We start from the raw sequence: 24565 nt of genomic DNA, 5'->3' as shown, positions 1-24565 counted from the left end.
CAGATGGATAGCTCCAAGCGGGTTTTATTGTTTATCGTTTATCTGCATTAGAGGGTTGTATGCCGACGGGCGAAACAACAATAGACCAAAAACTAAATACCGTAAACCAATAAATAACGATGAAAACTGTACGCATCCAGGCCTGGCAAATCGGGCTTGTGTTTAAACAAGGCGGGTATAAACGAATTCTTTCGGAAGGCAAACATTGGTTTTGGCTTAACGAAACCGTCCATGTGTTTAACCGGGGAGAGCGACTACAGAATGCTCCCTGCGATCTGGACGTGCTGCTGTCGTATCCCGACGTGGCGGCTGCGCTCGATATAGTCGAAGTAAAAGACCCTGAAATTGCGCTGCAATATGAAAAAGGCCTTTTTCTGTCGATTTTGCCGAAGGGTCGCTGGGCTTATTGGAAAGGTATCAAACAGTACGATTACCAGAAAGCCGATTTACGCCAGATCGGGATTCCGGCTACTGTCGACCCGGTTTTGCTGACGGCAGCGCCATTGTCTGCTTATGTTCGTACGTTTACCATTGAAGCACAGGAGCAGGGTGTTTTGTTTATCGACTGGACGTTCGACCGGATTTTGAAACCCGGAGTCTATTCCTGGTGGAAAAACAGCACGCCGATTCATGTGGCGAAAGTCGATACGCGCCAGCAGCAGATGGAAGTGTCGGGACAGGAAATTCTGACCAAAGACAAAGCCTCGCTGCGGTTGAGTTTCTTTGTTCAATATCAGGTGCAGGACATTATCAAAGCCCTGGTCGAAAATAAAGAGTACGATAAGCAGTTGTACGTGTCGATTCAGTTGGCGCTGCGCGAGTATATCGGTAGCCTGACGCTCGATGAATTGCTCGACAAAAAAGGCGATCTGGCTCTCTATGTGCTGTCGGCTACGGCCGCCAAAGCGTCGGAACTGGGGGTAGACCTGCGTAGCGGTGGGGTACGCGACATTATTTTGCCGGGCGATATGCGCGACATCATGAATCAGGTATTGATGGCCGAAAAGAAAGCACAGGCAAACAGCATCATGCGTCGGGAAGAAACCGCTTCGACCCGGAGCCTGCTGAACACGGCCAAACTGATGGAAGACAACGAAATGCTCTGGAAACTGAAAGAGATGGAATACGTTGAGAAAATCGCGGATAAAATCAGCTCAATTTCCGTATCGAACGATGGCTCTATGGTCGATCAGTTGAAACAGCTTTTCGTCCGTAAACGCTATGCTGTTACTAAAAAATAATGAGCTAGTCCAGGCGTAGTTACGTGTAGCGAATACTACGCCTGCGAAAATCTAAAACCTATATGGAAGTACCATTTTTAATTGACGACATTCTGACGCTTGGGCCTATTCCTGAGCCGTTACATAACGCATTCCTGCGCGTGGCCAACGGGCTGGTGCAGCGAGCCGACTACTCTAAAGAAAGAGCGATGGGATTGCTGGCGCAGATGCTCCAGAACCCGAAAAAGTTTGCCTATTCGCGTAATAAAGTCACGAATCTGGCGCGGTCGGTTTACGATCTGGCTAAACAGGGCGTACTGATTCCGCTGAGCGAGGTAGGGGCTACTTACCTGCCACCCGAACCTGAGCCGTATGTACTGGCCGCTACCGGCAACCAGACCGAGCGAACCTTCGACCTGCGAACGGGACCATTGCCCTATGCCGTATTCGGTCGGGAGCATATTGAAGAAGGTGCCCTGAAGCAGATGGAAACGGCTGCCAGCCTGCCCATTTCGGTGGCTGGTGCGCTCATGCCCGACGCCCATCAGGGCTACGGATTGCCGATCGGTGGGGTGCTGGCAACTACGGCCAATACGGTGATTCCGTTTGCGGTTGGGGTCGATATTGCCTGCCGGATGTGTCTGTCGGTGTTCGATCTGCCGCCCACGTTTTTAAAGCGTGAACCGCATCTGTTGAAACGGTCGCTGGTTGAGCAAACCAAATTCGGAATTGGTGGCGAAACCCGCGAAAAATACGACGAGTCGGTGATGGATTTGCCCGAATGGAGAGCCACGAAGGTGATCCGCGACCTGAAAGACAAAGCCTACCGACAACTCGGAAGCTCCGGTACGGGCAACCACTTTGTGGAGTGGGGTATTGTGGAGGTCTATAGCGACGACGCAGCGGCAGAAGGCGCACATCTGAACCTGCCACCGGGCGAATATTTGGCGTTGCTGTCGCATTCAGGCTCGCGCGGATTCGGTGGGGCGGTTGCCAACTACTACTCTAAACTGGCCATGCAGAAAACCCGTTTGCCGAAGCAGGCGGCTCACCTGGCCTGGCTCGATCTGAACACCGAAGAAGGGCAGGAGTACTGGATTGCCATGAACCTGGCCGGTGACTATGCGTCGGCCAACCACCACGAAATTCATAACAAGCTGGCCAAAGTGCTGGGCGAGAAACCGCTCGTCAGGATCGAAAATCACCACAATTTTGCCTGGAAGGAGCAAATGCCCGACGGGCAGGAGGTAATTGTTCACCGCAAGGGGGCAACGCCCGCCGGACCCGATGTGCTCGGCATTATTCCGGGCTCGATGACGAAACCGGGCTTTGTGGTGCGTGGCCGTGGCTTTGCCGATGCGCTGAATTCGGCTTCGCACGGGGCTGGTCGGGTGATGTCGCGGACGCAGGCGTTCAACAGCATTACGCGCTCGCAGCTTAACAAAGCCTTACGGGATGCCGATATTGAACTGATCGGTGGCGACCTCGACGAAGCGCCAATGGTTTACAAAGACATCGAGACCGTTATCGGTGCCCAGCACGATCTGGTATCGGTACTGGCGAAGTTTACGCCCAAAATTGTCCGCATGGCCGACGCCAACCGCAAGGAAGGCCGCGAGGATTGAGAAGTGGTATTTTTCTCCCCGAAAGCTTGCTGCTTTTGGGGAGATTTCACGTTTCGTAAATACGCATAATAGCTGGTGGATTGAGACCGTAGGAGTAGGGGAAATATGCGTATATTTATGAGTTGGCGGCAATGCCGTGAGCCTCTACAAGTGAAAGACGACCGAATGAAAAGCATCTATATATTTAGCGGATTGGGAGCGGACGAAAGGGTTTTCAAACATTTAGACTTTTCAGGCTTTGACACAACTTTTATTCGTTGGACACAACCAACAAAAGGTGAAACGATTGAACATTATGCTTGTCGGCTGAAAGAACAAATTGGAACTGAAAGACCAATTTTGTTAGGACTTTCATTTGGCGGAATTATGGCAATAGAAGTCGCAAAGCATATTGACACAGAAAAAATTATTATTATTGCATCGGCAAAGACAAAAAATGAAATACCTTTTTACTATCGACTTGCAGGACGTTTAAACATTCACAAACTATTGCCGATAGCAATTATGAAACGACCAAATGTCTTGAGCTATTGGTTTTTTGGTACACAAAGCAACAATGACAAAAGAATGCTAGCCAACATTTTGCACGATACAAACGCTGAATTTTTAAAATGGTCTATCGACAAAATTGTAAAATGGAAAAACCAAACACTACACAAAAACCTAATGCATATTCACGGAACAGCGGACAAAATTTTACCTTTATGTTTTGTTGACTGCGACTTGAAAGTGAGTTGTGGTGGACATTTTATGACAGTAAACAAAGCGGACGAACTAACTAAAAAAATACGTAGGTTGCTATAACATCGCGAAAAAGGCACTGCCGCCAACATTGCATTGGCGTTATGGCGGCTGACGAGCATATGCTCAACATTTGTACTACTATTTAGCTTTTGTGCTAAATTCGGCTGACGGAAGGTTATTTCCGCCACAACGCCAATGCTTCAACGTTGTATGCAAGCCTAAAAGACGACACAACAAGAAATGGAAATTTGGCAATACATAGAAATTTTAAGACGACCTAACAAGACTTGGTTTTTCTCAAAGGACAACACAGAAGATAAAATTAACGCCTTGACCAAAATAGCCAGTGATGGTTATCCAAGTCTTATATCGAACTTGACAGATTTTCTAAAAGACGACAACAAAGAAATAAGAGAAACTGCTTGCAGGACAATAATTCACCTATTCAAAAAGGTAGACAGCAAAAAAGGATATTACGACACTCTAAAACATTGCGGCATTTCAAAAAGTGACATTGACTTTTACGAAAATAATTTTCCCAAAGATCAATTTGTTGAGTTATTGGCAATAAGTTCATTAAACAGAAGCGGATACGTAAGAGAAAAAGCAGTTAAAAAACTTTCTCAAGTTGACAGTCCAAAGGCTATACAATTTTTAATCTATCGTTTAGCAGATTGGGTTTTACCAGTTCGACAAGCTGCACTAAAAGGGATTCACAACTTTATAACTATCAACTACGTTGACAACTTAATTGAAAATTTACCGATTTTTGAGTGGCTACAAAAAGTTGAGCGGACAAACCTTAGCGGAATTTACCAAGAAACTCTTGAGTTTCTTGTTTCTAAAAAAAGGGCATATGTAATTGATAATTTCAAGAAATACCCAGACAAAATAAGAATACTTTTAGCAAGACACATTTCAAGTTCACTTAGGGAAAATTCGCAAGAATTAAAACTGTTCTTAACTGACAATCATTTTTTAATTAGGAACTTTGCAATAAACCACTTTAATAAACTTGGACAAGCAGAAATCGAAGAATTATTGAATGACAAATCAGCGAATGTTCGACTTCAAACACTTTATTGCTTGAAAGACCAAAACGGTTTTAAAACAACTGCAAAGAAATTTTTAGCGGACAATTCAGCTACAATAAGACATTTTGCAAGGTTTACGCTTAAACAATCAAACATTGACTTTGCGAAATTTTACAACGACAACTTACATAGAAACTATCAGGTTGTTGGTTCATTAAGCGGACTTGCTGAAACCGAAGAAAAACACTATTCGGAAATAGTTAAGTCGTATCTGAATGACAAAAAAATAAGAGTTAAAAAGACAGCGTTTTTAGCGCTTTGCAAACTTGATGAAGAAAGTGCTTATGATTTTGCACTTGCAAACCTTGACAACTCTTATCTTGGACTTAGAAATGTAATAATTGAATTTCTATCGGACATTCCGAGGCAAGAAGTTTTGACAAAAGCAAGAAACATTTACGAAATAGGTAATTGTGATTTAAAAAAGTCAATGCTCAAACTCTTTAACAAAGTTGGCGGTTGGGCAGCAATCCCCGAATTGATGATTGGAACAATTGATAAAAACGAAAACATAAGACAATTGGCATTTGGATATTTGCAAATTTGGAGAGCAAGAGCGGTAAGGCTATTTTCAATACCTAAACAAGGAGAAATTGAAAGAGCAAAACAAATTTTTGACTTCGTAAATGAGACACACGAATACAAACAATATTTTAAAACAAACCCAGTAAATGGACTTGACTTTTACTTCAAATAAGAGAAGGCCAGCTTGTAACACAGGTTTGGCAAAAGTGGCGGTTCAGTGCTCCGCAGACACATTTGTGGTTAATAAAACATTGATTCTTCGCATCAACATGCCACCTTTACCAAGCCCGAAACCGTTAGAGGCAAGTTTAAACAACGGCACTCTAACAATGATAAAATGGAAATAGCACAAAGATTCAATACCCTTACATTAGAGGAATACTTCTTTTACATTGACAATTATAAGAAGTATAAAGACTTTAATACGCTTGGACTTTATCGCTCATTGTGGAGAACGAAAAATTGACACTTGACGACAAAATAGCCGTTAGAGAGTATGCACATAAACAATTTAAAAAAAACATTTGACTTTCTTCAACTTAAAGACCCAAAAACATTTGTTGAGGTTGAACATTTAGGGCAAGAGCTAACCAAAGGTGACGAGCAAAGAATTTGGGATGATGTTAGACGAAACCAACAACGAATTTTAGAAGGTAAACGAATTACGCAGAGAAATTTTGGTGAATATTCTAAGCATAATTGCGGTTACAGGGCTTTCTTAGAGCGTGTTGGGGAATTGAAAAGAGTTGAGAGTCGTGTCAACTTTGTATCGACCAAAATGCAAAGTGATGACCAAACAGTGGCAACCACTGACCGACCCTCAATGGGACGCAATTTCGCCTTTCTTTGACCTCAAACGCAAGCGAAAACATGAATTGCGCCAGATCATCAACGTTATTCTGTGGCTGCTGCGAACCGGTTGTCAATGGCGGAACCTGCCACCGCAATGGCCTAACTGGCAGGCGGTTTACTATTACTTTGACCGCTGGAAGCAGGACGGCACCTTCGAACGAATCAACGCAGCCTTGAATCAATCAGACCGAAAACGAGTGGGTAAGGAAGCTCAGCCATCTGTTCTATGCATTGATGCACAAAGTGTTAAGTTAAATCCCATGATCTGCGAACACCGGGGTATGGACGTCAATAAACGCGTCAACGGGCGAAAACGAGAGTTCGTCGTGGATACCGACGGCCGCTTGTGGGTGGTCGATGTGCATGCGGCAAATGAAGCAGAAGGACCGGCGTCAATTTCTCTGATTGGGACAATCCTTTGGCGAGTTGGGGAACGCCTGGAGAAGGTTTACGGCGATCAGGCTTACAATGGAGCTTTTGCCCAGGCATTAACCGAGTGGAGCATCGATTTCGAGAAGGCTTCGCGTCCCGAATCAACCCAAGGTTTTGTGCCTGTGGCCAAGCGATGGGTCGTTGAACGGAGCATTGCCTGGACGAATTTCTTCCGGCGCATCGTCAAAGATTACGAGTACACGCTATCTTCTTCGGTGAGTTGGCTGTATTTAGCAAACATTCAGATCATGCTACAACGCCTTTGACTGCTTCACCAAATAAAATTCCCCAACACGTTCTTATAAAAATGCCACCCTTCCAGGGTTCAACGTTTTTATAAGAAAGCCCTGTATCGCGCATGAGCAATGAGCCAATTGTTACCGCTGCCGACGGCGTTCTTTCATGGCGCTACGCATTTCTTCCTTGATGTCCTGATATTGCTTGAATTGCTCTTTGGTCAGCACTTTTTCCAGTTCATCGTCTTTGCTTTTCATTATTGACCGGGCTTCCCGTGCGGTTTTCAGGTTCCGGCTTCCCGTTTCGAGCAGGGGCTGTGCCTGTTTGGCGTATTTCAGGTTGATACTGGCTACGGCCGTTTCCTGATCGGGCGACAGGTTCAGGGCTTCTTTCATACGGGTGGTCTGTCGGCTGGCGCGTTCTTCGGGTGTGCCCACCTGCCGCTGCTGGGCAAATGAGCTGATAGAAACCAGAAGTAATGAGAACGATAAGGCGATTGTTAACAGGTTGTTTTTCATGACTTTTAGTTGTGTTTTTGCAAATTGTTCATTAACTGTTGTTCGTTTCTACCATACCACTACCCGGCGAGGGCGAGCCACAACGGCCACCGGTGGTGCCGGAACCACCACAACGGGCGGAGCAACCACCACCGGACGACGCATTATTACGGGCCGAGGCCGAACTACTACAACCGCAGGCCGGACGGGCCGACGGACTACAACCACCTGCGCATTGGCCCAGGCACTTCCCAGAAGACTTACTGCCAGCAATAAACCAGCTACTCGTTTCAACGTGTTCATGTTAATTGATTGTTGATTGGTCATTAGTTAGTTGTCATTGGTTATTAGTCATTAGCTTTTTAATACAAGAGAGGAATCCAATGACTAATGACGCCGAATGCAATTAATTCACCGACTTACTTCTTTTAAAAAGGTACCCGTCTGATCGAAGATGAGCGCTTTGCGTTTGCCGCCGATCTCAATCACGATTCCGTAGTTGCCTTTGGGGCCTTGTCCGGCCTGTTTGATGGTGGCACCGGCATAGTTGCTGGTTATGTAGGTCGTGATGGCGGATGGTAGTTCGCTGGTTTCAATCAACTTACCGCCCGATGCTCGGTCGATCTGTTTCAGAAAAACCCCGTTTTTCGTGAAGACCAGCAGTTCGTAGGTGTTGCCGGATTGAAGGAGAACACCGTAGTTTCCACGTGGCCCCTGTGCTACCCGCCGGATGGCAGCATTCGGGTAATGCTTCTGGATGTAAGTGTTTGCCAGTGTTGGGAGTGCTGAGGCACCCAGGCTTTTTACCTTCAATGTATGCTCAGTTTTGAAACTACCATCCGCTTTAAAAAACAGGACGGTTTCGGTGCCGTTCTGGTCAACCAGCACAGCATAGTTTCCTCGCGGTCCTTTCCCCGCCTGTCTGATGGTGGCACTGGCATACTGATTCTGGATGTAGGTTTTGATTGCGTCGGGGAGTTTGTCGGGACTTACTACCATGAGCTTACCACCTGTGGTTGTGGCTATGCGGGCCGTTGCATCGTCAGGAGCAGGCGAATTGTTGTCTTTCTGGCAGGCGGCCAGACTGAGAGTTAGGGTTGTCAGGCCAATTGCCCAAAATCGTTTCATACGTAAGTGTTGGTTTGTTGTTTATCGGATTACGCTTGCCGAAAAGCGACGATACAAACCTAGCCGTTGGATGAAGGCACCGCTGGAAAACAAACGTGAAAGTGGCAGATAGGCAACTCAAACAACCTGAAGTTACGGTGAATTTTCGTCGGGGCTTTCACCACAAGTCAGTCACGGTTGCTGCCCGACTTGCGGCTCTATTTTGTTTTATGATAAGCAGCGATGCGTTGGCGGACATTTGTGCGGATGTTCATCCAGAACAGGTTATAGTCGAGCACATGCAGGTTTTTTAACCGTTTGGCGCGTTCGTCGATGCCGTCGGGGAAACGAACCCACAAAATGGCCAACTCGGGTTCAATACCTGCGCTGATGCTATGCGGCAATAGTTCCGTGAAATGTCGCAACGCGCCCAGATGCAATTCGCGGGAGGCCCATTGGCTGCTGGTTGTCCAGGTTAGCGGATTTACACAAACCGAATTGCCATTTTCAGCATTAATGCCTCGTGGTCGTTCCCCTTCCTGATACGACCGCCAGCCCACTACACAGCCCGTTGCGGTTGGCGAATTGCCAATGGGTAGTTTCTGGAAGGCTTTTTTCTCAATCTGATAGCCGACTATATAGGCGCATACCAGTTGCTGCTGCAATGGTTTTCCATCAAAAAACTCCTGCAACAGCCGAATCGCGTGTAAACTGCCCTGGCTGTGCGACGCAATGACGATGGGTCGACCGTGGTTATCATGTTCCAGATAATACTGAAAGGCTTTTCTGACATCGCTATACGCCAGATCGAAAGCCGCTTGTGCGCTGGGCGAACTGCGTACAAAAAACGCTTTCAGGCTGGCCTGTCGATACCGTGGCGCAAACACCCGGCAACTGCCGTTAAACACCGAAGCCTGATATAAAATAGGGCGTAGATCGGTCAGGCGATTCAGCGCCGTATCGCTCAGGTCGGCATTCCAGGCCGAGGTTTTCAGTTCGGTCATTAAATTGACCCGTTCAGTAGAGGGTTCGCTGGCATCGGCTTCGGAGTGAATGCCGGTGGCGAAAGTTGTTGGGTGGATAAAAAAAACATCGGCCGTACTATCGCGCTGTTCCGATTTCAGAAAAGCCGGAATACTGTCGGCCGGATCGTGTTTGTGGGGGGAGGCTGCCCAGTAATAGAGCTTGCTATAATCGGGAGTTGGGCCGGTTGTTGGGGCCGAATTTCGCTCGAAACTCCGTTCGAGCATCTGCTGCATGAGCCGTCCCCGCTGGGCAGAGGCAGTGAAATATGTCAGGCAGGTGAAAAGTATGAGTAGCGTCGATTTCATACGGTCAGAAGGCTTCCATCCATTTTTTGAATTGCGGAGCACGGTCTTTGCTAATCAGAACCGGCGTTGTAGGCTCGGGTTGGAGCTTGAGTTGTAGCCGCCCGTTGAAATACAGCTCAGCTTCGCGGATGCTGTTGCGCGACACCACAAACTGCCGATTGGCCCGAAAAAACTGCTGGGGGTCGAGCTGTGTTTCCAGCTCTTCCAGTTTCAGATCAATTGGGTAGCTGATTGGCTGAACCGTCACACGGTGGTCCGTCACACGGTGGTCCGTCACACGGTTAACGAGAGTGGCCGAAACGACACCACCCTCAATGGAAAAATAGGCAATGTCCGACACCTTAATGGGCAGTAGCTTATCCCGAAACTGAATGAGAAAGCTTTGCCGATACGTTTGCGTCAGAAAAGCCTGACTACTCAGGAGCGTTTGCATCTGTCGGACCAGATCGGTGGTGGCCGGGCGGGCCAGCGAACGGTATTTGTGTAAGCTGGCGGCTAGCGCTTCGGCTTCGATGGGTTTGAGCAGGTAGTCGATGCTGTTGAGCTTGAATGCCCGAATAGCATAGTCGTCGTAGGCTGTTGTGAAAATAATGGGGCAGGGCACAGGTACCTGTTCCAGCAGCGAAAACGAAAGGCCATCGGCCAGTTGAATGTCTGAAAAAATCAGATCGGGTGTCGGGAGGTGGGGCCACTGTAGCCGACCATCGTCAACACTGTCCAGAATGCCGAGCACCGTCAGCGATGGTTCGATATCCCGAAGCAAGGCCGTCAGGTGATTTGCTGCCATCTGTTCGTCTTCAATAATCAATACACGCATTGTACGGGTTGGTTTACGGTTATCAGGCAGGGTTCGATAACTCGTGGTTGGAAAGGGGGATAATGGGTAGACGTACGCAAAACTCGCCATCGGTTTGACTAAGCTGGATCGACTGACCCGTCAGCAACTGAAATCGGCTGTTCAGATTGGCTAACCCGCTCCCCATGCCATCGGCGGGTTCGGTTTTGGGTTGATTCACATTGCTGACGGCGATGTACTTGTTGTCGCCATCGGTTGTCAGATGAATGGTCAACGGGCGAGTGTTCGAAACAATGTTGTGTTTAACGGCATTTTCAATGAGCAGTTGCAGCGACATAGGCGGAATCTGCCACGGAGCCTGGTCTGGAAGTTCATTGTCGATTCGGAGATTGCTGCCGAAGCGAATCGTTAGCAGATAGGAATAGGCTGCGGTAAACTGCATTTCTTCGGCAAACGGAACAAGTGTTTGCTGCTGCACCTGTAACGAATAGCGCAGTACCTGCGAGAGTTTGGTCAGGTACTGCTGGCTCGCTGGTCCGCCTTCGCGAATGAGCGAACTAAGGGCATTGAGCGAATTGAACAGGAAATGCGGGTTGAGCTGGGCTTTTAGTGCGTCGAGCTGGGCTTGCAGGCTCTGTTGTTTGAGTTGTTCGTTCTCGGCCTGCATGGCCCGATTTTGCTGCAGTACGGTCAGAAAGTTACCAAGAACCAGGGCTGTTATCCAGACGAAAAACGTACGGAAATAGGAGGTGATAATGACCAGCAAAGGCCGTTCGGAATACCAGAATAACACAACGACGACGAACAGCCCAACCAGAAACAGGTAGAGCAGAAAGTTGATGCCATACCAGCCAACGAGATTCATCCGCGACCGATATAGTTTTTTGGGCAGCACATATCGGTTCAGTTCGATAAAGAAAAAGGTAAAAAGGGTATGAAAAAACAAACGGCTGAAGGTGAAACTGCTATCGGGCACACCCGGCACCGCCACCCAGCGCGAATGGGTTGTTAGAGTAATGAGTGGGAGGTTGACCAGAACGGCTACAATGAGCGATGCAATGGCGGCAATCTGACGCCACGATAAACGAACATTCATAATCCAAGATAGCGAGTTGGGAGGGTTTTCAGGTTAAAAAAAAGGTGAAACCACCGAAACAGCGGGTTAAGCTGATAAATCGAACTGCGAACCCAACAGTAGGGCAGGGTTACCGGAATTGCCAGGAAGACATTTATTTTAGACCTAAAGAGTATTTTTGAAACATAAGTGCCTATTCTTCTATGAAATCGCACTTGTAGAAAACGATTCTGAGACTGTAATGCCAGGATCGGGCAACTACCGAGGCTGCCAATCAATACACGTATGCAAACAGAACGGACAACACTAGCAGAACAGCCAACTGACCGGGAGGTGGTTTTTGAAAGCCGATACGCCACCTCACCCAATGAAGTGAAGGGGATGACTACCGAACAGCTTCGGCAAACTTTCCTGATCGAAAATCTATTCGTAGCCGATCAGTTTCGGTGGGTGCTGTCATTTTTCGACCGCTACCTCACGGGAGGGATTATGCCGGTTGAAGGCCCCGCTACACTATCGGTGCCCGATCAGCTTAGGGCTGATTATTTTCTGGAACGTCGCGAACTGGGCATCATCAATGTGGGGGGCTCTGGCCGGGTTGTGGTTGATGGTGATTCAATCGATCTTGACTTCAAAGAGGCTTTGTATATTGGCCGGGGTATAAAAAAAGTACAGTTTAGTTCGCACGATGCCACCGCACCCGCCCGATTCTACCTGAACTCAACCCCAGCCCATAAGCCTTATCCAACCCGTAAAGTAGCACGGACAGATGCCGAAGTTGTTGAGTTAGGAAGCCTTGAAACGGCCAATCATCGTGTCATCAATAAACTGCTGGTTAATAGTATATTGCCAACCTGTCAGCTACAGATGGGTATGACCGAACTGAAAACCGGTAGTGTCTGGAACACAATGCCCGCGCATACACACGACCGACGCATGGAGGTGTACTTCTATTTTGAAGTGCCCGACGGTCAGTCGGTCTGTCATTTTATGGGACAACCGCAGGAAACCCGCCATATCTGGATGCAGAACGAACAGGCTGTTATATCGCCCAACTGGTCGATTCATTCCGGGGCTGGTACGTCCAGCTATACATTTATATGGGGAATGGCCGGTGAAAACCTCGACTATGGCGATATGGATTTCTGTGCGATTACCGATTTAAAATAAGATGAGAAGTTTATTTCTAGTAGCCATTTTGATTGCTTTGTCGGGGATGGTAGTTGGTCAGAGCACAACACTGACTATCCGAAACCCAAGTTCGGTTTCACTCCGGCAAACGGTTGTAGAGATACCGTGGGCAACTGTTATAAAAGCCTATCCGCAGGTCGATACGGCGCATTTGCAGGTTTTGCAGGGAGCGAATGAAGTAGCGTATCAGCTTGAACATCGTGGCCATAAGACCATACAGAATCTGCTGGTACAGGTTTCTCTGGAACCCAGACAGCGTATTGTGTTAACCCTTCAGAAAGGCCAGCCCGCTAATGTGGAATCGAAAACCTACTGCCGCTATGTTCCCGAACGATACGACGATTTTGCCTGGGAGAACGATCGGGTGGCCTTTCGTATCTACGGAGCAGCGCTGAATGGCCGCCCCGATAATGCCTACGGTTCCGACATCTGGGCGAAACGTACGAATGCGCTGATTCTGAATAAGTGGTATAAACAGAATGATTACCACAAAGACCACGGCGAAGGGCTCGATTATTATCATGTCGGGCTAACCCTGGGGGCGGGCGATATTGGCGTTTTTCTGAACGATTCAATTCAGTTTATTCACAATTACCGTTCGTGGGAGATTCTGGATAATGGCCCACTTCGGTCGACTTTCCGGGTTAAATTCGATCCGTATACATTCAATGGCATCACGGTAAACGAAACCCGAACGGTGTCGCTGGATGCCGGTTCGCAACTAAGTAAGGTGCAGGTCAGTATTGCCCATACGTCGGATAAAGCGTTGCCTATGGTTGCCGGGATAACCCTTCGCCCGGAGGCCAGCCCGCTGCTGCTTAATGAAACGAAGGGGATTCTGGGCTACTGGGAGCCGAAACACGGCGACGATGGCACTATTGGCGTTGGTTGTATTTTTCCTGCTACTCCCGTATCGATGCAGCGAAAATATCAGCATGGACTGGCTAAACTTAGTGTGAAATCCGGAAACACTATTATTTACTATTCGGGCGGGGCCTGGGACAAAGCCGGACGTATTACATCGGGCGATGACTGGTTCGCCTACCTGCACCAATTCGCCGATCAATTGAAAACTCCTCCCATGGTGACGGTAGGGAAATAGGTATTCGGTTTACGGTTGCGCTGCTTATTAGCATACACCATACTAAGGCAGCGCAACCGTAAACCATAAACCCAACTACCCAAACCAACTATTTTTTATGAGCATAGTTACTGATTCTTTTTCACTTGCCAGGAAACTGGCACTGGTTACGGGTTGCAAACGCGGTATTGGTAAGGCAATGGCTGAGGCTCTGGCCGAAGCAGGTGCTGATATTATTGGTGTTTCGGCCAATCTTGAGCCAACGGGGAGTGCCGTTGCAGAAGCTGTTGAACAGCGCGGACGTAAATTCTATGCCTACCAGGCCGATTTTGGTAAACGGGAGGCTATTTATGCATTTCTTGAGCAGGTTAAAAAAGACCACCCCGTTATTGATATTCTGATTAATAACGCCGGAACGATTCTTCGCAAACCGGCTGCCGAACATCCTGACGAATACTGGGATGAGGTGATTGCCATTAATCAGACGGCACAGTTTATTCTGACCCGCGACATTGGCAGAGATATGCTTGAACGGGGGAGGGGGAAAGTTATTTTTACCGCGTCGCTGCTTACGTTTCAGGGGGGCGTCAATGTGCCGGGTTATGCTGCCAGCAAAGGCGCTGTTGGTAGCCTGGTTAAAGCGTTTGCAAACGAATGGGCCTCTAAAGGGGTCAACGTAAATGCCATTGCTCCGGGCTATATTTCGACCGATAATACGGAAGCCTTACGGAACGATCCGGTTCGGAGTAAAGCCATTCTCGACCGTATTCCAGCCGGTCGGTGGGGCGAGCCCGACGATTTTAAAGGGCCAGCGGTCTTCCTGGCTTCGTCGGCTTCCGATTATGTGCATGGTACGATTCTTACGGTCGATGGAGGCTGGATGGGTCGATGAGCCAATCGGCTTTGTAATCATGAAAACCCCGGCCAGCGTCGGGGTTTTTTGTTGATGACACAACGATACTTGTTGCCGACAAATCATTAACGCAGACAAGTTTCAGGAAGAAACCTTACCTGGACTGCCAGAATATGCTTACCAGGGTTTCGCTTAGCGCCTTGCCACGACTCTATAGCCCATAAAAAACAAACCACAGCGCATCATACGCTGGCACAACGCTAAGCAAAAGTCCTGCCTAGGATTCTGAGGTACTTCCAAATGATAAAGACGCCTTTATAGGCATATTGATAAACAGATATACAGCTAAACTTTTGAATAATTAGGTTATAGCTAAGGCAAATAAGGTTAATTTAATTTACAGATAGGATAAAACGTTTACTTGTATTCCGATAGTATGTTGATTGTCAGATATATGGATATATAGTTTTTTGTATTATTAATAAAAGCTTAAAAATTTCTTAAATTTTTTTAATTTCTAACGAGTAGTTACTGAGAAATAAGTATTTCTAGCAAGAGGTTAGGGCCCTATTCTGCTATTTCTATTGTTCAAACCTAAACATGCCGCTTTAGGGCGGTAGTAATCGTTATGCAAAAACGTTTACGCCCGCAGGCTTTGTCTGCGAGGATAGTGAGATCATGTCTCATGCCCAACCTTTTACTTATTTTCTGCACTACGTTCGCTTTTGCCACTACGGTCACAGATCGGAAAGCCGCTCCGGCAAACCGCTTTACCTTTTCTACGCGCATTGCTTTTGATCGGTCGATTGCTGGCCGGGTTACGGATGAAAATAATGCTGTTTTACCGGGTGTGAGTATTGTTGTGAAAGGTACTCAACGCGGTACGGTTACCGACTCTGAGGGTCGCTATAAAATTGACGTGCCGAATAGCGATGCTACACTTGTTTTTTCATTTGTAGGTTATTTGCCACAAGAGGTTCGCGTGGGTGCTCAGGCTACCATCGACATATCACTGAAAGCCGATAGTAAAGTACTGGACGAAATCGTTGTGATTGGTTATGGTACGACCAAGAAATCGGATCTGACGGGGGCTGTCGCCAGCGTAAAAGAAGCACAACTTCAGGAGCGTCCGGCACCGTCGCTTAACCAGGCGCTTTCGGGTCGGATGCCGGGTGTGCAGGTAAACACAAACTCGGGGCGTCCCGGTGGCCGGACAACCATTCGGATTCGGGGGTTTAGCTCGATCAACTCATCGAACAATCCGCTCTACGTGGTCGACGGAGTAATGCTGCCACAAAGCACGGGTAATCAGTTTAGTTCGCCAATCGACTACATTAACCCGAATGATATTGTTTCGGTAGAAGTTTTGAAAGATGCTTCTTCAACAGCCATTTATGGAGCCAGAGGTGCCAACGGCGTTATTCTGGTACAGACCAAAAAAGGAAAAGCAGGCGAAGGCCGGGTTACCTACGATGCCAACTTCAGTGTAAATACCATTGGTCCTAACCGGCCTCAGGTGCTGAATGCGAAAGAGTATCTGGCGGTCGAAGATCTGGCGTATGCCAATATGGCAAAATATGACCCTGTTGGCTGGGCGGCTGGTAAATGGTCTTATCTGGACCCAAAAGTTCGGCGAGCTGCCTTTAGCGCAGCCCACCCTGGGATTTTTGATGCAAATCTGAATCCTCTGTACGATACCGACTGGATGAAAGAAGCAACGCAAAATAAGCTGTCGCAGAACCATCAGTTAAACTTCAGCGGTGGTAACGAACGGACTCAATATTCCTTGTCGGTAGGGTACCGGAATGATCAGGGATTGATCAAAACATCGTATCTGAAACGCTATTCGGGTCGGTTTACGATTGACGATCAGGTGAAAAAATGGTTGAAAATTGGCGGAACCCTAAGCTACAACAACCAGTCTGAAAACATTGTCGACCAGAACGATGCCGTTGCCCGGCAGATTGTTGAAGACTTTCCGTTCCTGCCGGTTAAGTATGCCGATGGAAGCTATGCGAACAACCGCGATTATCCGTATGCCGAAGGAACGATGAGTTCGGTGCACCGGCTGATGGATCGTCGGTATATTCTGAATACACAGACCACAATCGGTAGCCTGTTTACGAATCTTAATCTGGCGAAAGGGCTGGAAATGCGCACCGTACTTGGTGTAAATATCCAGACGCAGGAGAACGATCAGTCGAGCACCCGCACACTGGAAATCGGCGCAAACGGAACCGCTTCGACCAGCAACCGGAAAGAGAGTTTCTGGTCGTTGGAAAACTACCTGACCTATAACAAACAGTTTGGTGCCGACCATTCGTTTACGGGCCTGTTGGGTATTTCGTGGCAGGAAACGAACATTTTTAGCATGAGTGCCAGTGTTCGGAATTTTGCAACGGACTATTTTGGCTACAACAACCTGGGAGCCGGTAGTACGCTACCAACGGTTGGGTCTGATGCTTCGCGGTTTGCCTTTAACTCATACTTCGGTCGTATCAATTATGGCTACAAAGATCGCTACCTGCTGACCGTAACGGGCCGGGCCGATGGTTCGTCGAAGTTTGGTGAAAACCACAAATTTGCTTTCTTCCCGTCGGCTGCACTGGCCTGGCGCGTAACCGAAGAGAATTTCCTGAAAGGCAATCCGGTGATCTCGAACCTGAAAGTTCGGACCAGCTTTGGTTTGACCGGTAACTCTGAAATTCCGCCCTATACATCGCTGTCATTGCTCAGCTCGAACTATGCTACGATCTATAACGATGCCAAAGTAACCGGAACTGGCATCAGCCGATTGGCCAACCCCGATCTGCGCTGGGAAAAAACAGCCCAGAGCGATGTGGGTCTGGAAATTGGTCTGTTTAAAGGACGCGTCAATCTGGAGGCTGATTACTACTACCGGAAAACAACCGACATGCTGCTCGATGCCCCTGTACCTCGCACCAGCGGTTATGCAACCATCCGTCGGAATGTGGGTTCGATGCAGAACTACGGCTTTGAGTTTGGCCTGAACACGGTCAACATCGACCGGGGAGGTTTCCAGTGGAGCACAACGTTCAATATCTCGTTCAACCGCAACAAAGTTCTGTCGCTGGCAACGCCATCGGATATTTTCGGCGTAGGTGGTCCTAACTTCACCAACCAGACCAACATCATTCGGGTAGGGCAGCCGGTTGGTTCGTTTTGGGGGCTAACCCGTCTGGGTACCTGGAGCGAAGCAGAACGCGAAGAAGCGGCTAAGTTTACCAGCTATCGGAACGGTCTGACTATTCTGCCGGGCGATATCAAGTATCTGGACGTAAACGGCGACCATGCTATTACGGATGCCGACCGGAGTATTATTGGCAATGGTAGCCCAAAATCGTGGGGAGCCATGACCAATACCTTCCGGTATCATAATCTGGACCTGACGCTTGAACTTCAGTTCTCCTACGGAAACGATGTGCTGCTGATGAACCTTCACCCCAGCGAAGACCGCCAGGCACTGGCCAACAGCTACAAAAGTGTGCTGAATGCATGGACGCCAACCAATCAGAACACGCCGATTGCCGAAATCCGCGATACACGGGCTGGTTACGTAACCAATGTAGATAGTCACTGGGTGAAAGATGGCTCGTTCCTGCGTGGTAAAAACCTGTTGCTGGGCTACACCTTCACGCCCGAAGTGCTCAACAAGATCAAGGTGAATCGCTTGCGGGTATATGCAACGGTGCAGAATTTCTTCCTGGCTGTTCACGACAAAATCATTGGCGATCCAGAAGTTACACCAACCAACCAGGGTAACGATAGCAGTGCGTTCTCGCAGGGCGAAATCTGGCATAACTATCCAAAACCTACAACCTATATGGTGGGTTTGCAGATCGGTTTATAAGCTAACCAGGCATGAGTCATACGGGCCATTTGTCGGTGAAAGATGAATCTGAACAATGAGGAATGGCCTTTGACAGCGGTTCAGGATAGTTAACTCCAAAATCTTTTTAAGACATTTACAATGAAGTTTATCGCAAAAAATATAGGTAAGGTAGCGGTTTTAGGCGCTGTTTTGCTTGGCCCCGTTGGTTGTACGGATTTCCTGGTTGAGAAAGCTCCCTCAAATCTGACTCCCGACAATTTTTACACAATTCCCGACCATGCCGAAGCAGCCCTGGCCGCTGTGTACGACAACATGCGGTTTATGGGCGACGGAGCCGGGATTTTCTCGTCGAACTGGCAACTGCTCGAAGCGCCTACGGGAACGTCGACAACCGAAACGGCCCAGAACTCCGACCTCAACAACCTGTATGGGCTGGTGTATGATGGCAATACGGCGCACGTTGTCAACTACTGGAATGGCCTGTATCGGGTTATTGCCCAGGCGAACCAGTTGCTTGATAAAGTACCTGCCATTACGCCGATGGATGATGCTCAGAAGACAAAAATTCTGGGCGAAGCCAGGTTTCTGCGTGCTACGGCCTATTTTACGGCAGTACGGCTATGGGGCGATATTCCGCTCGTAACCAAGCCACAAACGGCGAACTCCGCTGACTTTCAGCCGCCCCGTGCTAAACAGGAAGATGTCTACAAGCTCATTGTTGAGGATCTGACCGCAGCCGAAGCTGCCGGGCTGGCCTGGATGGATGTGAGTGGTCGTGTGAACCTGGCTGCGGTTAAATCGCAACTGGCCCGCGTTTATCTGACAATGGCCGGTCAGCCGCTCAACAAGGGGGCTTCGTACTACAAACTGGCCGCCGACAAGGCATTTGAAGTGATTACCTACGCCAATGCCAATCCGTCGACAATCAACCTGTTTCCAACGTATGAAGATGTACATAAGGAAAGCAACAAAAACAAGGTTGAACACCTGTTTATGCTTCAGTACAACACGCTGGTAGCTGGTAATCCAATGGACAATATGTATCCGAATTTTAAACCGGTGACCTATAACGGTCCATCAGGGACGGGTAGTACGGTGCCAACATCATCGTTCTACAAGTCGTATGAAGCAGGCGATCTGCGGGCGAAAGATCAGGAAGGGTATTTTTATACTACCTACTTCACGAATGGGAACGGTGCCCCGTTCGATCTGGGGGCTCCGTATATTTTCAAACACTTCAACCGTACGGCCAATGGTACGTTTGGGGTAGCGGGTACGCGGAACAATAACCTGAATGTGCCACAAATCCGCTATGCCGAAGTGTTGCTGATATACGCCGAAGCTCAGAATGAGGTAGGTGGACCTACGCAGGCAGCCTACGATGCCTTCAAACGGATTCGGGATCGGGCCCAGTTGACAACTCCGGCACTGGGTACCTACACACAGGCGACCTTCCGCGAAGCCGTATGGCGCGAACGCTGGCATGAACTGTGCTACGAGCAAATCACCTGGTTCGATATGGTTCGTTTGCGGAAGGTCTATAATGAGCAGACAAACGGTTTCGACGACTTCGTTGGACACGTTAACCAAAGCTCCAAACAGGCATTGCAGGAAAAACACCTGTTGTTTCCGCTGGGCAAGCAGGAAATGCTGAATAACCCGAACCTCCGCCCCCAAAACCCTGGCTACCCAGGCGTGTAATTAGTCCGTATCAATATGCGTGCTGCCACAAAAGCTCTCTCAGCAATGGGAGGGCTTTTGTTTTAATACCATTAGGTGAAGTTGATTTCTCCTGTTGTGTTGCTAATTTGTGCCCAAAAACTTATACATTATCTTTGTTGAATACAGGAAGCCTGTACGCTTATTGCTTATGATAAATTTCGTCTGCTCGTGGGTTCTGTCCCGATTTACTTTGCTGAGTAGGCGTTTGCTTTCCCTGAATACCTGGCCCATTCTATTCTGTTGCCTAGTAGGGGCGGGGTGTACATCGCCAACTGAAAATAAATCATTTCGGATTGGCTTTTCGCAACGCACGGAGGCCGACACCTGGCGAAAAACCATGCTGGACGACATGAACCGCGAGCTGTCTTTTAACCCCGAAATCGAATTATTGGTCGAAAATGCCGATGGGCAGAGTGCAAAACAGGTACAACAGATTCAAAAACTTATTGGGCAACAGATCGATTTGCTGATTGTTTCGCCCAATGCCGCACTACCCATTACCCCCATTGTTGAAAAAGCTTACCAGCAGCAGATTCCCGTCGTTATTCTGGACCGGCGTACCGCGTCTGACGAGTATACGGCTTATGTTGGTGCCGATAATGTTGAGGTAGGCCGAACGGCAGGAATCTATGCAAACGCTCTGTTGCATGGGGCTGGCAATGTGCTGGAAATAGGAGAGTCGCCGGGCTCTTCGGCCGATATCGACCGGCATCGCGGTTTCATCGAAGTTATTCATCAACATCCGGGCCTCCGGCTGGTCACAAAACTCGAAGGCGACTGGGATACGCACTCCTTTGCCGGGAAATTGACTAAGTTGCTACAAGAGAAACCGGGCCTACAACTGATTTTTGCCCAGAATGACCGTACAGCGCTGAAAGCGTATCGGGTTTGTCAGCAGGCAGGAGTAGCTAATCAGGTGAAAATTATTGGTGTCGATGGCTTGCCAGGCAAAAACGAAGGTATCGATCTCGTTGACCGGGGTATTCTCAGTGCTACGGTCTTATATCCTACTGGCGGTAAAGAAGCCATTCAGACTGCGCTTGCCATCCTGAATAAACAACCGTTCAAACGGGAAAACCGGCTTCCTATTACGCTCATCGATTCGACGAATGTACGCATCATGAAGCTACAGAATGAGCGGATTATGGCGCAACAGACCGACATCAACCGTCAGATTCGGCGCATCAGAGAACTCACGCAAACGTATTCATCCCAAAAAAATACACTTTATTTTACGCTGATCTGTCTGATTGTTGTGATTGCGCTGGCTGCCTGGGCACTTTACCTGTTTCGCCAGAAACGGGCCGCTTACCAAACGCTCGAACGGCAGAATCAGGAAATTCTTGATCAGAAAGATCAGATTGAAGCCGTATCGCAGCAGGCACGGGCGGCCACCGAAGAAAAACTACGGTTTTACTCCTACATTTCCCACGAATTTAACACACCCCTAAGCCTGATTCTGACTCCAACTGAAGATCTGCTGGAGAAAAAGAATGTGAGCCCTCATGAGTTGAAAACTAGTTTGGGGCTGGTGCAAAAAAATGCCTATCGACTCCTGCGACTGGTGGATCAGATGTTGGATCTGCGCAAAACGGATGCCGGTAAGCAGCGGCTGCATGCATCGGAACAGGATTTGGTGGCCTTTGTTCGGGAAATTGTTCATGACTTTGCCCGAAAGGCGCAAAAACAACGCATCGATCTGCAATTTATACCCGAAAGAACCAGTCTGCCGGTATGGTTCGATGCCGAAAAGCTGGACAAAGTTCTCTTTAACCTGCTATCCAATGCCTTTAAATATACGCCCAAAGGCGGTCTGATTCATGTTCGGTTAACGTTGCTTGACAATTGGGTACAGATTCAGGTGAGCGATAATGGCGAGGGAATGACACCGGAAGAACAGGAACATGCCTTCGATTTGTTCTTTAGCGGGGCAAAACCATTCAATCTTGGAAAAGGCTTAGGCCTCGCGCTTTCGATGGAGTTTATTCAATTGCATCAGGGCGAACTTCGTGTGCAGTCGGAGAAAGGAATTGGAACGGAGTTTACCATTCAGTTGCCCACGGGTAATCAGCATTTAAGTCCTGATGAGATGGGGAAACCCGCATCGCCATCGGTGATACGGCCACGAATACTGACGCTGGACGAAGAAGTGGACGATACGGGCGAATTGATAGTAAATGTACCAAAACAGGCAAGTACGGTATTGATTGTTGAAGATAACGATGACCTGCGTACGTTTCTGGCAACCCGGCTCGGGCAGGAGTTTGAGGTAGTAGTTGAAAAAACAGGTGAAAACGGATGGGAGCGGGTTCTGGAAATTGTACCGGATGTGATTATCAGCGATGTAATGCTGGATGGCACTGCTCTGGATGGGTTGCAGCTCACCCAGCGGATAAAGGCAGATTCGCGCACATCGCACATTCCGGTTATTCTGTTGACTGCGAAAGGGCAGATGGAAAATCGGATCGAAGGAACCCGTGCCGGAGCCGATGCCTATATCACCAAACCATTTAACAGCACGTATCTGCTCGAAACATTGCGTACCACGCTGGCCAATCGGGCGAAATGGCAGCGCCGTTATTCGGCCGATTTATTGCCGCAGCCGGCCAATCGGCAGGAGAAGAAATTCCTCAACGAACTGACTGCTCTTATTGAAAAACACCTGGCCGATCCAACATTTAGCGTTGAAAAGCTTAGCCGCGAAATGGGATTGTCGCGCGTTCAGCTCTACCGGAAAGTACAGGCACTGCTTGCTATGAATGTAAGCGATTATCTGGCTGAAGTAAGGCTGAAAAAAGCGAAATATATGCTGAAAGAAACCAATAAATCGATGGCTGAAATTGCGGCCGAAACAGGTTTCGGCTCGGCAGCCTACTTCACAACATTTTTCAAACAGCATACCCAGAAAACGCCCTCCGAATACAGGAAATCGCCGATGCGTGTATAAAGGCAACAGAGGCCAGCACTGATTGCTGGCCTCTGTTTAACGAAATGAATCAACTCAGTTATTTACTCAGCAATACCCGGTCAATAACGTGCAGCACACCGTTGGAAGCTACCTGATCGGCCTGCGTAATTGTGGCGGCATTAGTACCATTTCCTTTACCTAGTATGGTAACCTTGCCGTTGCTAACATTCGTCTGAACACTGCCTCCCTGTGCCGTTACAATGGTAGCACCATTCTGGAAGGTCTGCGAATAGGCACTGTATGTCAGCACATGATAGAGGAGCAGATCGGCAAGAACTTTCGGATCGGCCGCTTTGATGGCTGCTTCGTCAGCATAGCCAGCCGCTTTGAAGGCATCGTTGGTTGGTGCAAACACTGTATAGCCGTTTTGAGTGTTTTTGTTCAGCACATCCAGCACGCTCGAACCTGCCCGATCAACAGCGGCCGAGAAGAATGAAAGATTGGCATTGTTTTTCGCCAGCGCAACCAGATTGACAGTGGCAGGCATCAGTACCTGATTGATAATGTGAACAACACTGTTCGTGGTCGGGTTGTCGCCTTCAACAATTTTGGCCTGGTTAACGCTAATGTCGCTCATACTGACCTTATAGACCGAAAGCTGATTATCGGCCAGATCAGTTTGATAAGTTGTATTGACGGCGGTCGGTATAGCCGATTGGTCGATGCGGGAATTAACGATATGATAGCGGAGAATACGCTCAATATCGGCAGCGGGGGCAGCCGAAACGGCTGCTTCGCTGGCATAACCCGCAGCTTTGAATGCATCATCTGAAGGGGCAAAAACCGTAAGGTTTCCTTTGTTGAACTCGCTGGTCAACCCGGCCCGGTCAATGGCAGCCTGTAGGAAATTGAGATTATTTTTCTGCCCGATATATTCAACTGTTGAAACAACAACCAGAGTGCCGGAGCCAGGATTTGTGCTAGTGCCCGATCCGGGTGTTGTGCTGGTCCCTGATCCGGGCGTTGTCGATGTGCCCGATCCGGGTGTTGTACTGGTGCCTGAGCCGGGAGGGGTGGTACCGGTTCCGCCAGTAGGGTCAGGGGTATTGTCGTTGCAGCTAAAAAGTAAAGGCGATGCTGCAAGCAGTAGAACAAACGTACTCTGTTTTAAGTACGTGCGAATTGAATGGTTCATACGTTGAGTAATTAAAATGAACAGATGGAACAACAGTCGTCTGTTACATACCCCGTCTTGCCGAGATACGTACAAGACTACCTAATAAGAACAGGCTTTTGGGGGCGATGTTGCATTGGGGATAAGTCACAAATACGGAGCAGCTATCGACAAATTTTAGGTAACTACTTGATTTTGTTTAATTTATCTTGTAATAATCCTATTTTTTGTAACCAGTAATAACTGAT

Annotated in this window: 19 protein-coding genes; 12 read left to right on the top strand and 7 right to left on the bottom strand. The window is 48.2% G+C overall.

Annotated features, from left to right (window positions below; all coding sequences use genetic code 11):
* Positions 1 to 119 precede the first annotated feature (119 nt).
* The 6 genes from WBJ53_RS18385 (at position 120) to WBJ53_RS18360 (ending at position 6758) form a co-directional block, all read left to right on the top strand.
* Entirely contained in the window at positions 120 to 1241 is a 1122-nt protein-coding gene (locus WBJ53_RS18385) for a slipin family protein (protein ID WP_338868772.1), read from the top strand.
* 62 nt (positions 1242 to 1303) lie between these two features.
* Entirely contained in the window at positions 1304 to 2845 is a 1542-nt protein-coding gene (locus WBJ53_RS18380; RefSeq protein ID WP_338868770.1) for an RtcB family protein, read from the top strand.
* 165 nt (positions 2846 to 3010) lie between these two features.
* Complete coding sequence (locus tag WBJ53_RS18375) at positions 3011 to 3649, top strand: alpha/beta hydrolase (RefSeq protein WP_338868768.1); 639 nt, start codon at positions 3011 to 3013, stop codon at positions 3647 to 3649.
* A 180-nt stretch (positions 3650 to 3829) separates the two neighbouring features.
* The gene (locus WBJ53_RS18370; RefSeq protein WP_338868764.1) at positions 3830 to 5380 is read left to right on the top strand and encodes a hypothetical protein; all 1551 of its coding nucleotides are present in this window, start codon (positions 3830 to 3832) and stop codon (positions 5378 to 5380) included.
* Positions 5381 to 5704: 324 nt separating this feature from the next.
* Positions 5705 to 6058 carry a hypothetical protein gene (locus tag WBJ53_RS18365; protein ID WP_338868762.1) on the top strand — a complete coding sequence of 118 codons (354 nt, stop codon included), beginning with the start codon at positions 5705 to 5707 and terminating at the stop codon, positions 6056 to 6058.
* Entirely contained in the window at positions 5997 to 6758 is a 762-nt protein-coding gene (locus WBJ53_RS18360) for an IS5 family transposase (RefSeq protein ID WP_338868759.1), read from the top strand. The genes WBJ53_RS18365 and WBJ53_RS18360 overlap by 62 nt, the downstream gene beginning before the upstream one ends.
* Before the next feature lie 111 nt (positions 6759 to 6869).
* On the opposite strand, the gene WBJ53_RS18355 is transcribed toward WBJ53_RS18360, so the two are convergent.
* From WBJ53_RS18355 to WBJ53_RS18330, 6 genes are all read right to left on the bottom strand, one after another.
* Positions 6870 to 7247, bottom strand: coding sequence for a hypothetical protein (locus WBJ53_RS18355; protein ID WP_338868754.1), 378 nt, complete (start codon positions 7245 to 7247; stop codon positions 6870 to 6872).
* A gap of 48 nt (positions 7248 to 7295) precedes the next feature.
* Positions 7296 to 7529 (bottom strand): hypothetical protein, encoded by a 234-nt coding sequence (locus WBJ53_RS18350; RefSeq protein ID WP_338868752.1) that lies wholly within the window; start codon positions 7527 to 7529, stop codon positions 7296 to 7298.
* Between the two features lie 108 nt (positions 7530 to 7637).
* A complete protein-coding gene (locus WBJ53_RS18345; RefSeq protein ID WP_338868749.1) occupies positions 7638 to 8354 on the bottom strand; it encodes a PepSY-like domain-containing protein in 717 nt (238 codons plus the stop codon).
* 197 nt (positions 8355 to 8551) lie between these two features.
* Positions 8552 to 9664, bottom strand: a complete 1113-nt coding sequence (locus WBJ53_RS18340; RefSeq protein ID WP_338868747.1) for a DUF3089 domain-containing protein — start codon at positions 9662 to 9664, stop codon at positions 8552 to 8554.
* Positions 9665 to 9668: 4 nt separating this feature from the next.
* Complete coding sequence (locus WBJ53_RS18335) at positions 9669 to 10481, bottom strand: LytTR family DNA-binding domain-containing protein (RefSeq protein WP_338868745.1); 813 nt, start codon at positions 10479 to 10481, stop codon at positions 9669 to 9671.
* A 22-nt stretch (positions 10482 to 10503) separates the two neighbouring features.
* Positions 10504 to 11556, bottom strand: coding sequence for a histidine kinase (locus WBJ53_RS18330; protein WP_338868743.1), 1053 nt, complete (start codon positions 11554 to 11556; stop codon positions 10504 to 10506).
* A gap of 264 nt (positions 11557 to 11820) precedes the next feature.
* Between WBJ53_RS18330 and kduI the strand changes: the two genes are divergently transcribed.
* The 6 genes from kduI to WBJ53_RS18300 all read left to right on the top strand — a co-directional run bounded on the left by kduI (position 11821) and on the right by WBJ53_RS18300 (position 23182).
* On the top strand, positions 11821 to 12705 hold the full coding sequence (gene kduI, locus WBJ53_RS18325) for a 5-dehydro-4-deoxy-D-glucuronate isomerase (protein WP_338868741.1): 885 nt from the start codon (positions 11821 to 11823) through the stop codon (positions 12703 to 12705).
* A gap of 1 nt (position 12706) precedes the next feature.
* On the top strand, positions 12707 to 13828 hold the full coding sequence (locus WBJ53_RS18320; protein ID WP_338868739.1) for a DUF4861 family protein: 1122 nt from the start codon (positions 12707 to 12709) through the stop codon (positions 13826 to 13828).
* 97 nt (positions 13829 to 13925) lie between these two features.
* On the top strand, positions 13926 to 14699 hold the full coding sequence (locus WBJ53_RS18315) for an SDR family NAD(P)-dependent oxidoreductase (protein WP_338868737.1): 774 nt from the start codon (positions 13926 to 13928) through the stop codon (positions 14697 to 14699).
* 589 nt (positions 14700 to 15288) lie between these two features.
* Positions 15289 to 18531, top strand: coding sequence for a TonB-dependent receptor (locus WBJ53_RS18310; protein ID WP_338868735.1), 3243 nt, complete (start codon positions 15289 to 15291; stop codon positions 18529 to 18531).
* Between the two features lie 120 nt (positions 18532 to 18651).
* Positions 18652 to 20214, top strand: coding sequence for a RagB/SusD family nutrient uptake outer membrane protein (locus WBJ53_RS18305; RefSeq protein WP_338868733.1), 1563 nt, complete (start codon positions 18652 to 18654; stop codon positions 20212 to 20214).
* 169 nt (positions 20215 to 20383) lie between these two features.
* Positions 20384 to 23182, top strand: a complete 2799-nt coding sequence (locus WBJ53_RS18300; RefSeq protein WP_338868731.1) for a substrate-binding domain-containing protein — start codon at positions 20384 to 20386, stop codon at positions 23180 to 23182.
* A gap of 58 nt (positions 23183 to 23240) precedes the next feature.
* Here the strand turns inward: WBJ53_RS18300 and WBJ53_RS18295 are convergent, their stop codons facing one another.
* Complete coding sequence (locus WBJ53_RS18295) at positions 23241 to 24338, bottom strand: fasciclin domain-containing protein (protein WP_338868729.1); 1098 nt, start codon at positions 24336 to 24338, stop codon at positions 23241 to 23243.
* Positions 24339 to 24565 lie beyond the last annotated feature (227 nt).

Source organism: Spirosoma sp. SC4-14, assembly GCF_037201965.1.
Lineage (GTDB): Bacteria > Bacteroidota > Bacteroidia > Cytophagales > Spirosomataceae > Spirosoma.
Note: the sequence above shows the minus strand (reverse complement) of the source record. Positions and strands in the feature narration are given on the sequence as shown.

Coding starts and splice junctions, on each gene's coding strand:
- WBJ53_RS18385 (WP_338868772.1), top strand. CDS start 120: ATGAAAACTGTACGCATCCAGGCCTGGCAAATCGGGCTTGTGTTTAAA.
- WBJ53_RS18380 (WP_338868770.1), top strand. CDS start 1,304: ATGGAAGTACCATTTTTAATTGACGACATTCTGACGCTTGGGCCTATT.
- WBJ53_RS18375 (WP_338868768.1), top strand. CDS start 3,011: ATGAAAAGCATCTATATATTTAGCGGATTGGGAGCGGACGAAAGGGTT.
- WBJ53_RS18370 (WP_338868764.1), top strand. CDS start 3,830: ATGGAAATTTGGCAATACATAGAAATTTTAAGACGACCTAACAAGACT.
- WBJ53_RS18365 (WP_338868762.1), top strand. CDS start 5,705: ATGCACATAAACAATTTAAAAAAAACATTTGACTTTCTTCAACTTAAA.
- WBJ53_RS18360 (WP_338868759.1), top strand. CDS start 5,997: ATGACCAAACAGTGGCAACCACTGACCGACCCTCAATGGGACGCAATT.
- WBJ53_RS18355 (WP_338868754.1), bottom strand. CDS start 7,247: ATGAAAAACAACCTGTTAACAATCGCCTTATCGTTCTCATTACTTCTG.
- WBJ53_RS18350 (WP_338868752.1), bottom strand. CDS start 7,529: ATGAACACGTTGAAACGAGTAGCTGGTTTATTGCTGGCAGTAAGTCTT.
- WBJ53_RS18345 (WP_338868749.1), bottom strand. CDS start 8,354: ATGAAACGATTTTGGGCAATTGGCCTGACAACCCTAACTCTCAGTCTG.
- WBJ53_RS18340 (WP_338868747.1), bottom strand. CDS start 9,664: ATGAAATCGACGCTACTCATACTTTTCACCTGCCTGACATATTTCACT.
- WBJ53_RS18335 (WP_338868745.1), bottom strand. CDS start 10,481: ATGCGTGTATTGATTATTGAAGACGAACAGATGGCAGCAAATCACCTG.
- WBJ53_RS18330 (WP_338868743.1), bottom strand. CDS start 11,556: ATGAATGTTCGTTTATCGTGGCGTCAGATTGCCGCCATTGCATCGCTC.
- kduI (WP_338868741.1), top strand. CDS start 11,821: ATGCAAACAGAACGGACAACACTAGCAGAACAGCCAACTGACCGGGAG.
- WBJ53_RS18320 (WP_338868739.1), top strand. CDS start 12,707: ATGAGAAGTTTATTTCTAGTAGCCATTTTGATTGCTTTGTCGGGGATG.
- WBJ53_RS18315 (WP_338868737.1), top strand. CDS start 13,926: ATGAGCATAGTTACTGATTCTTTTTCACTTGCCAGGAAACTGGCACTG.
- WBJ53_RS18310 (WP_338868735.1), top strand. CDS start 15,289: ATGCAAAAACGTTTACGCCCGCAGGCTTTGTCTGCGAGGATAGTGAGA.
- WBJ53_RS18305 (WP_338868733.1), top strand. CDS start 18,652: ATGAAGTTTATCGCAAAAAATATAGGTAAGGTAGCGGTTTTAGGCGCT.
- WBJ53_RS18300 (WP_338868731.1), top strand. CDS start 20,384: ATGATAAATTTCGTCTGCTCGTGGGTTCTGTCCCGATTTACTTTGCTG.
- WBJ53_RS18295 (WP_338868729.1), bottom strand. CDS start 24,338: ATGAACCATTCAATTCGCACGTACTTAAAACAGAGTACGTTTGTTCTA.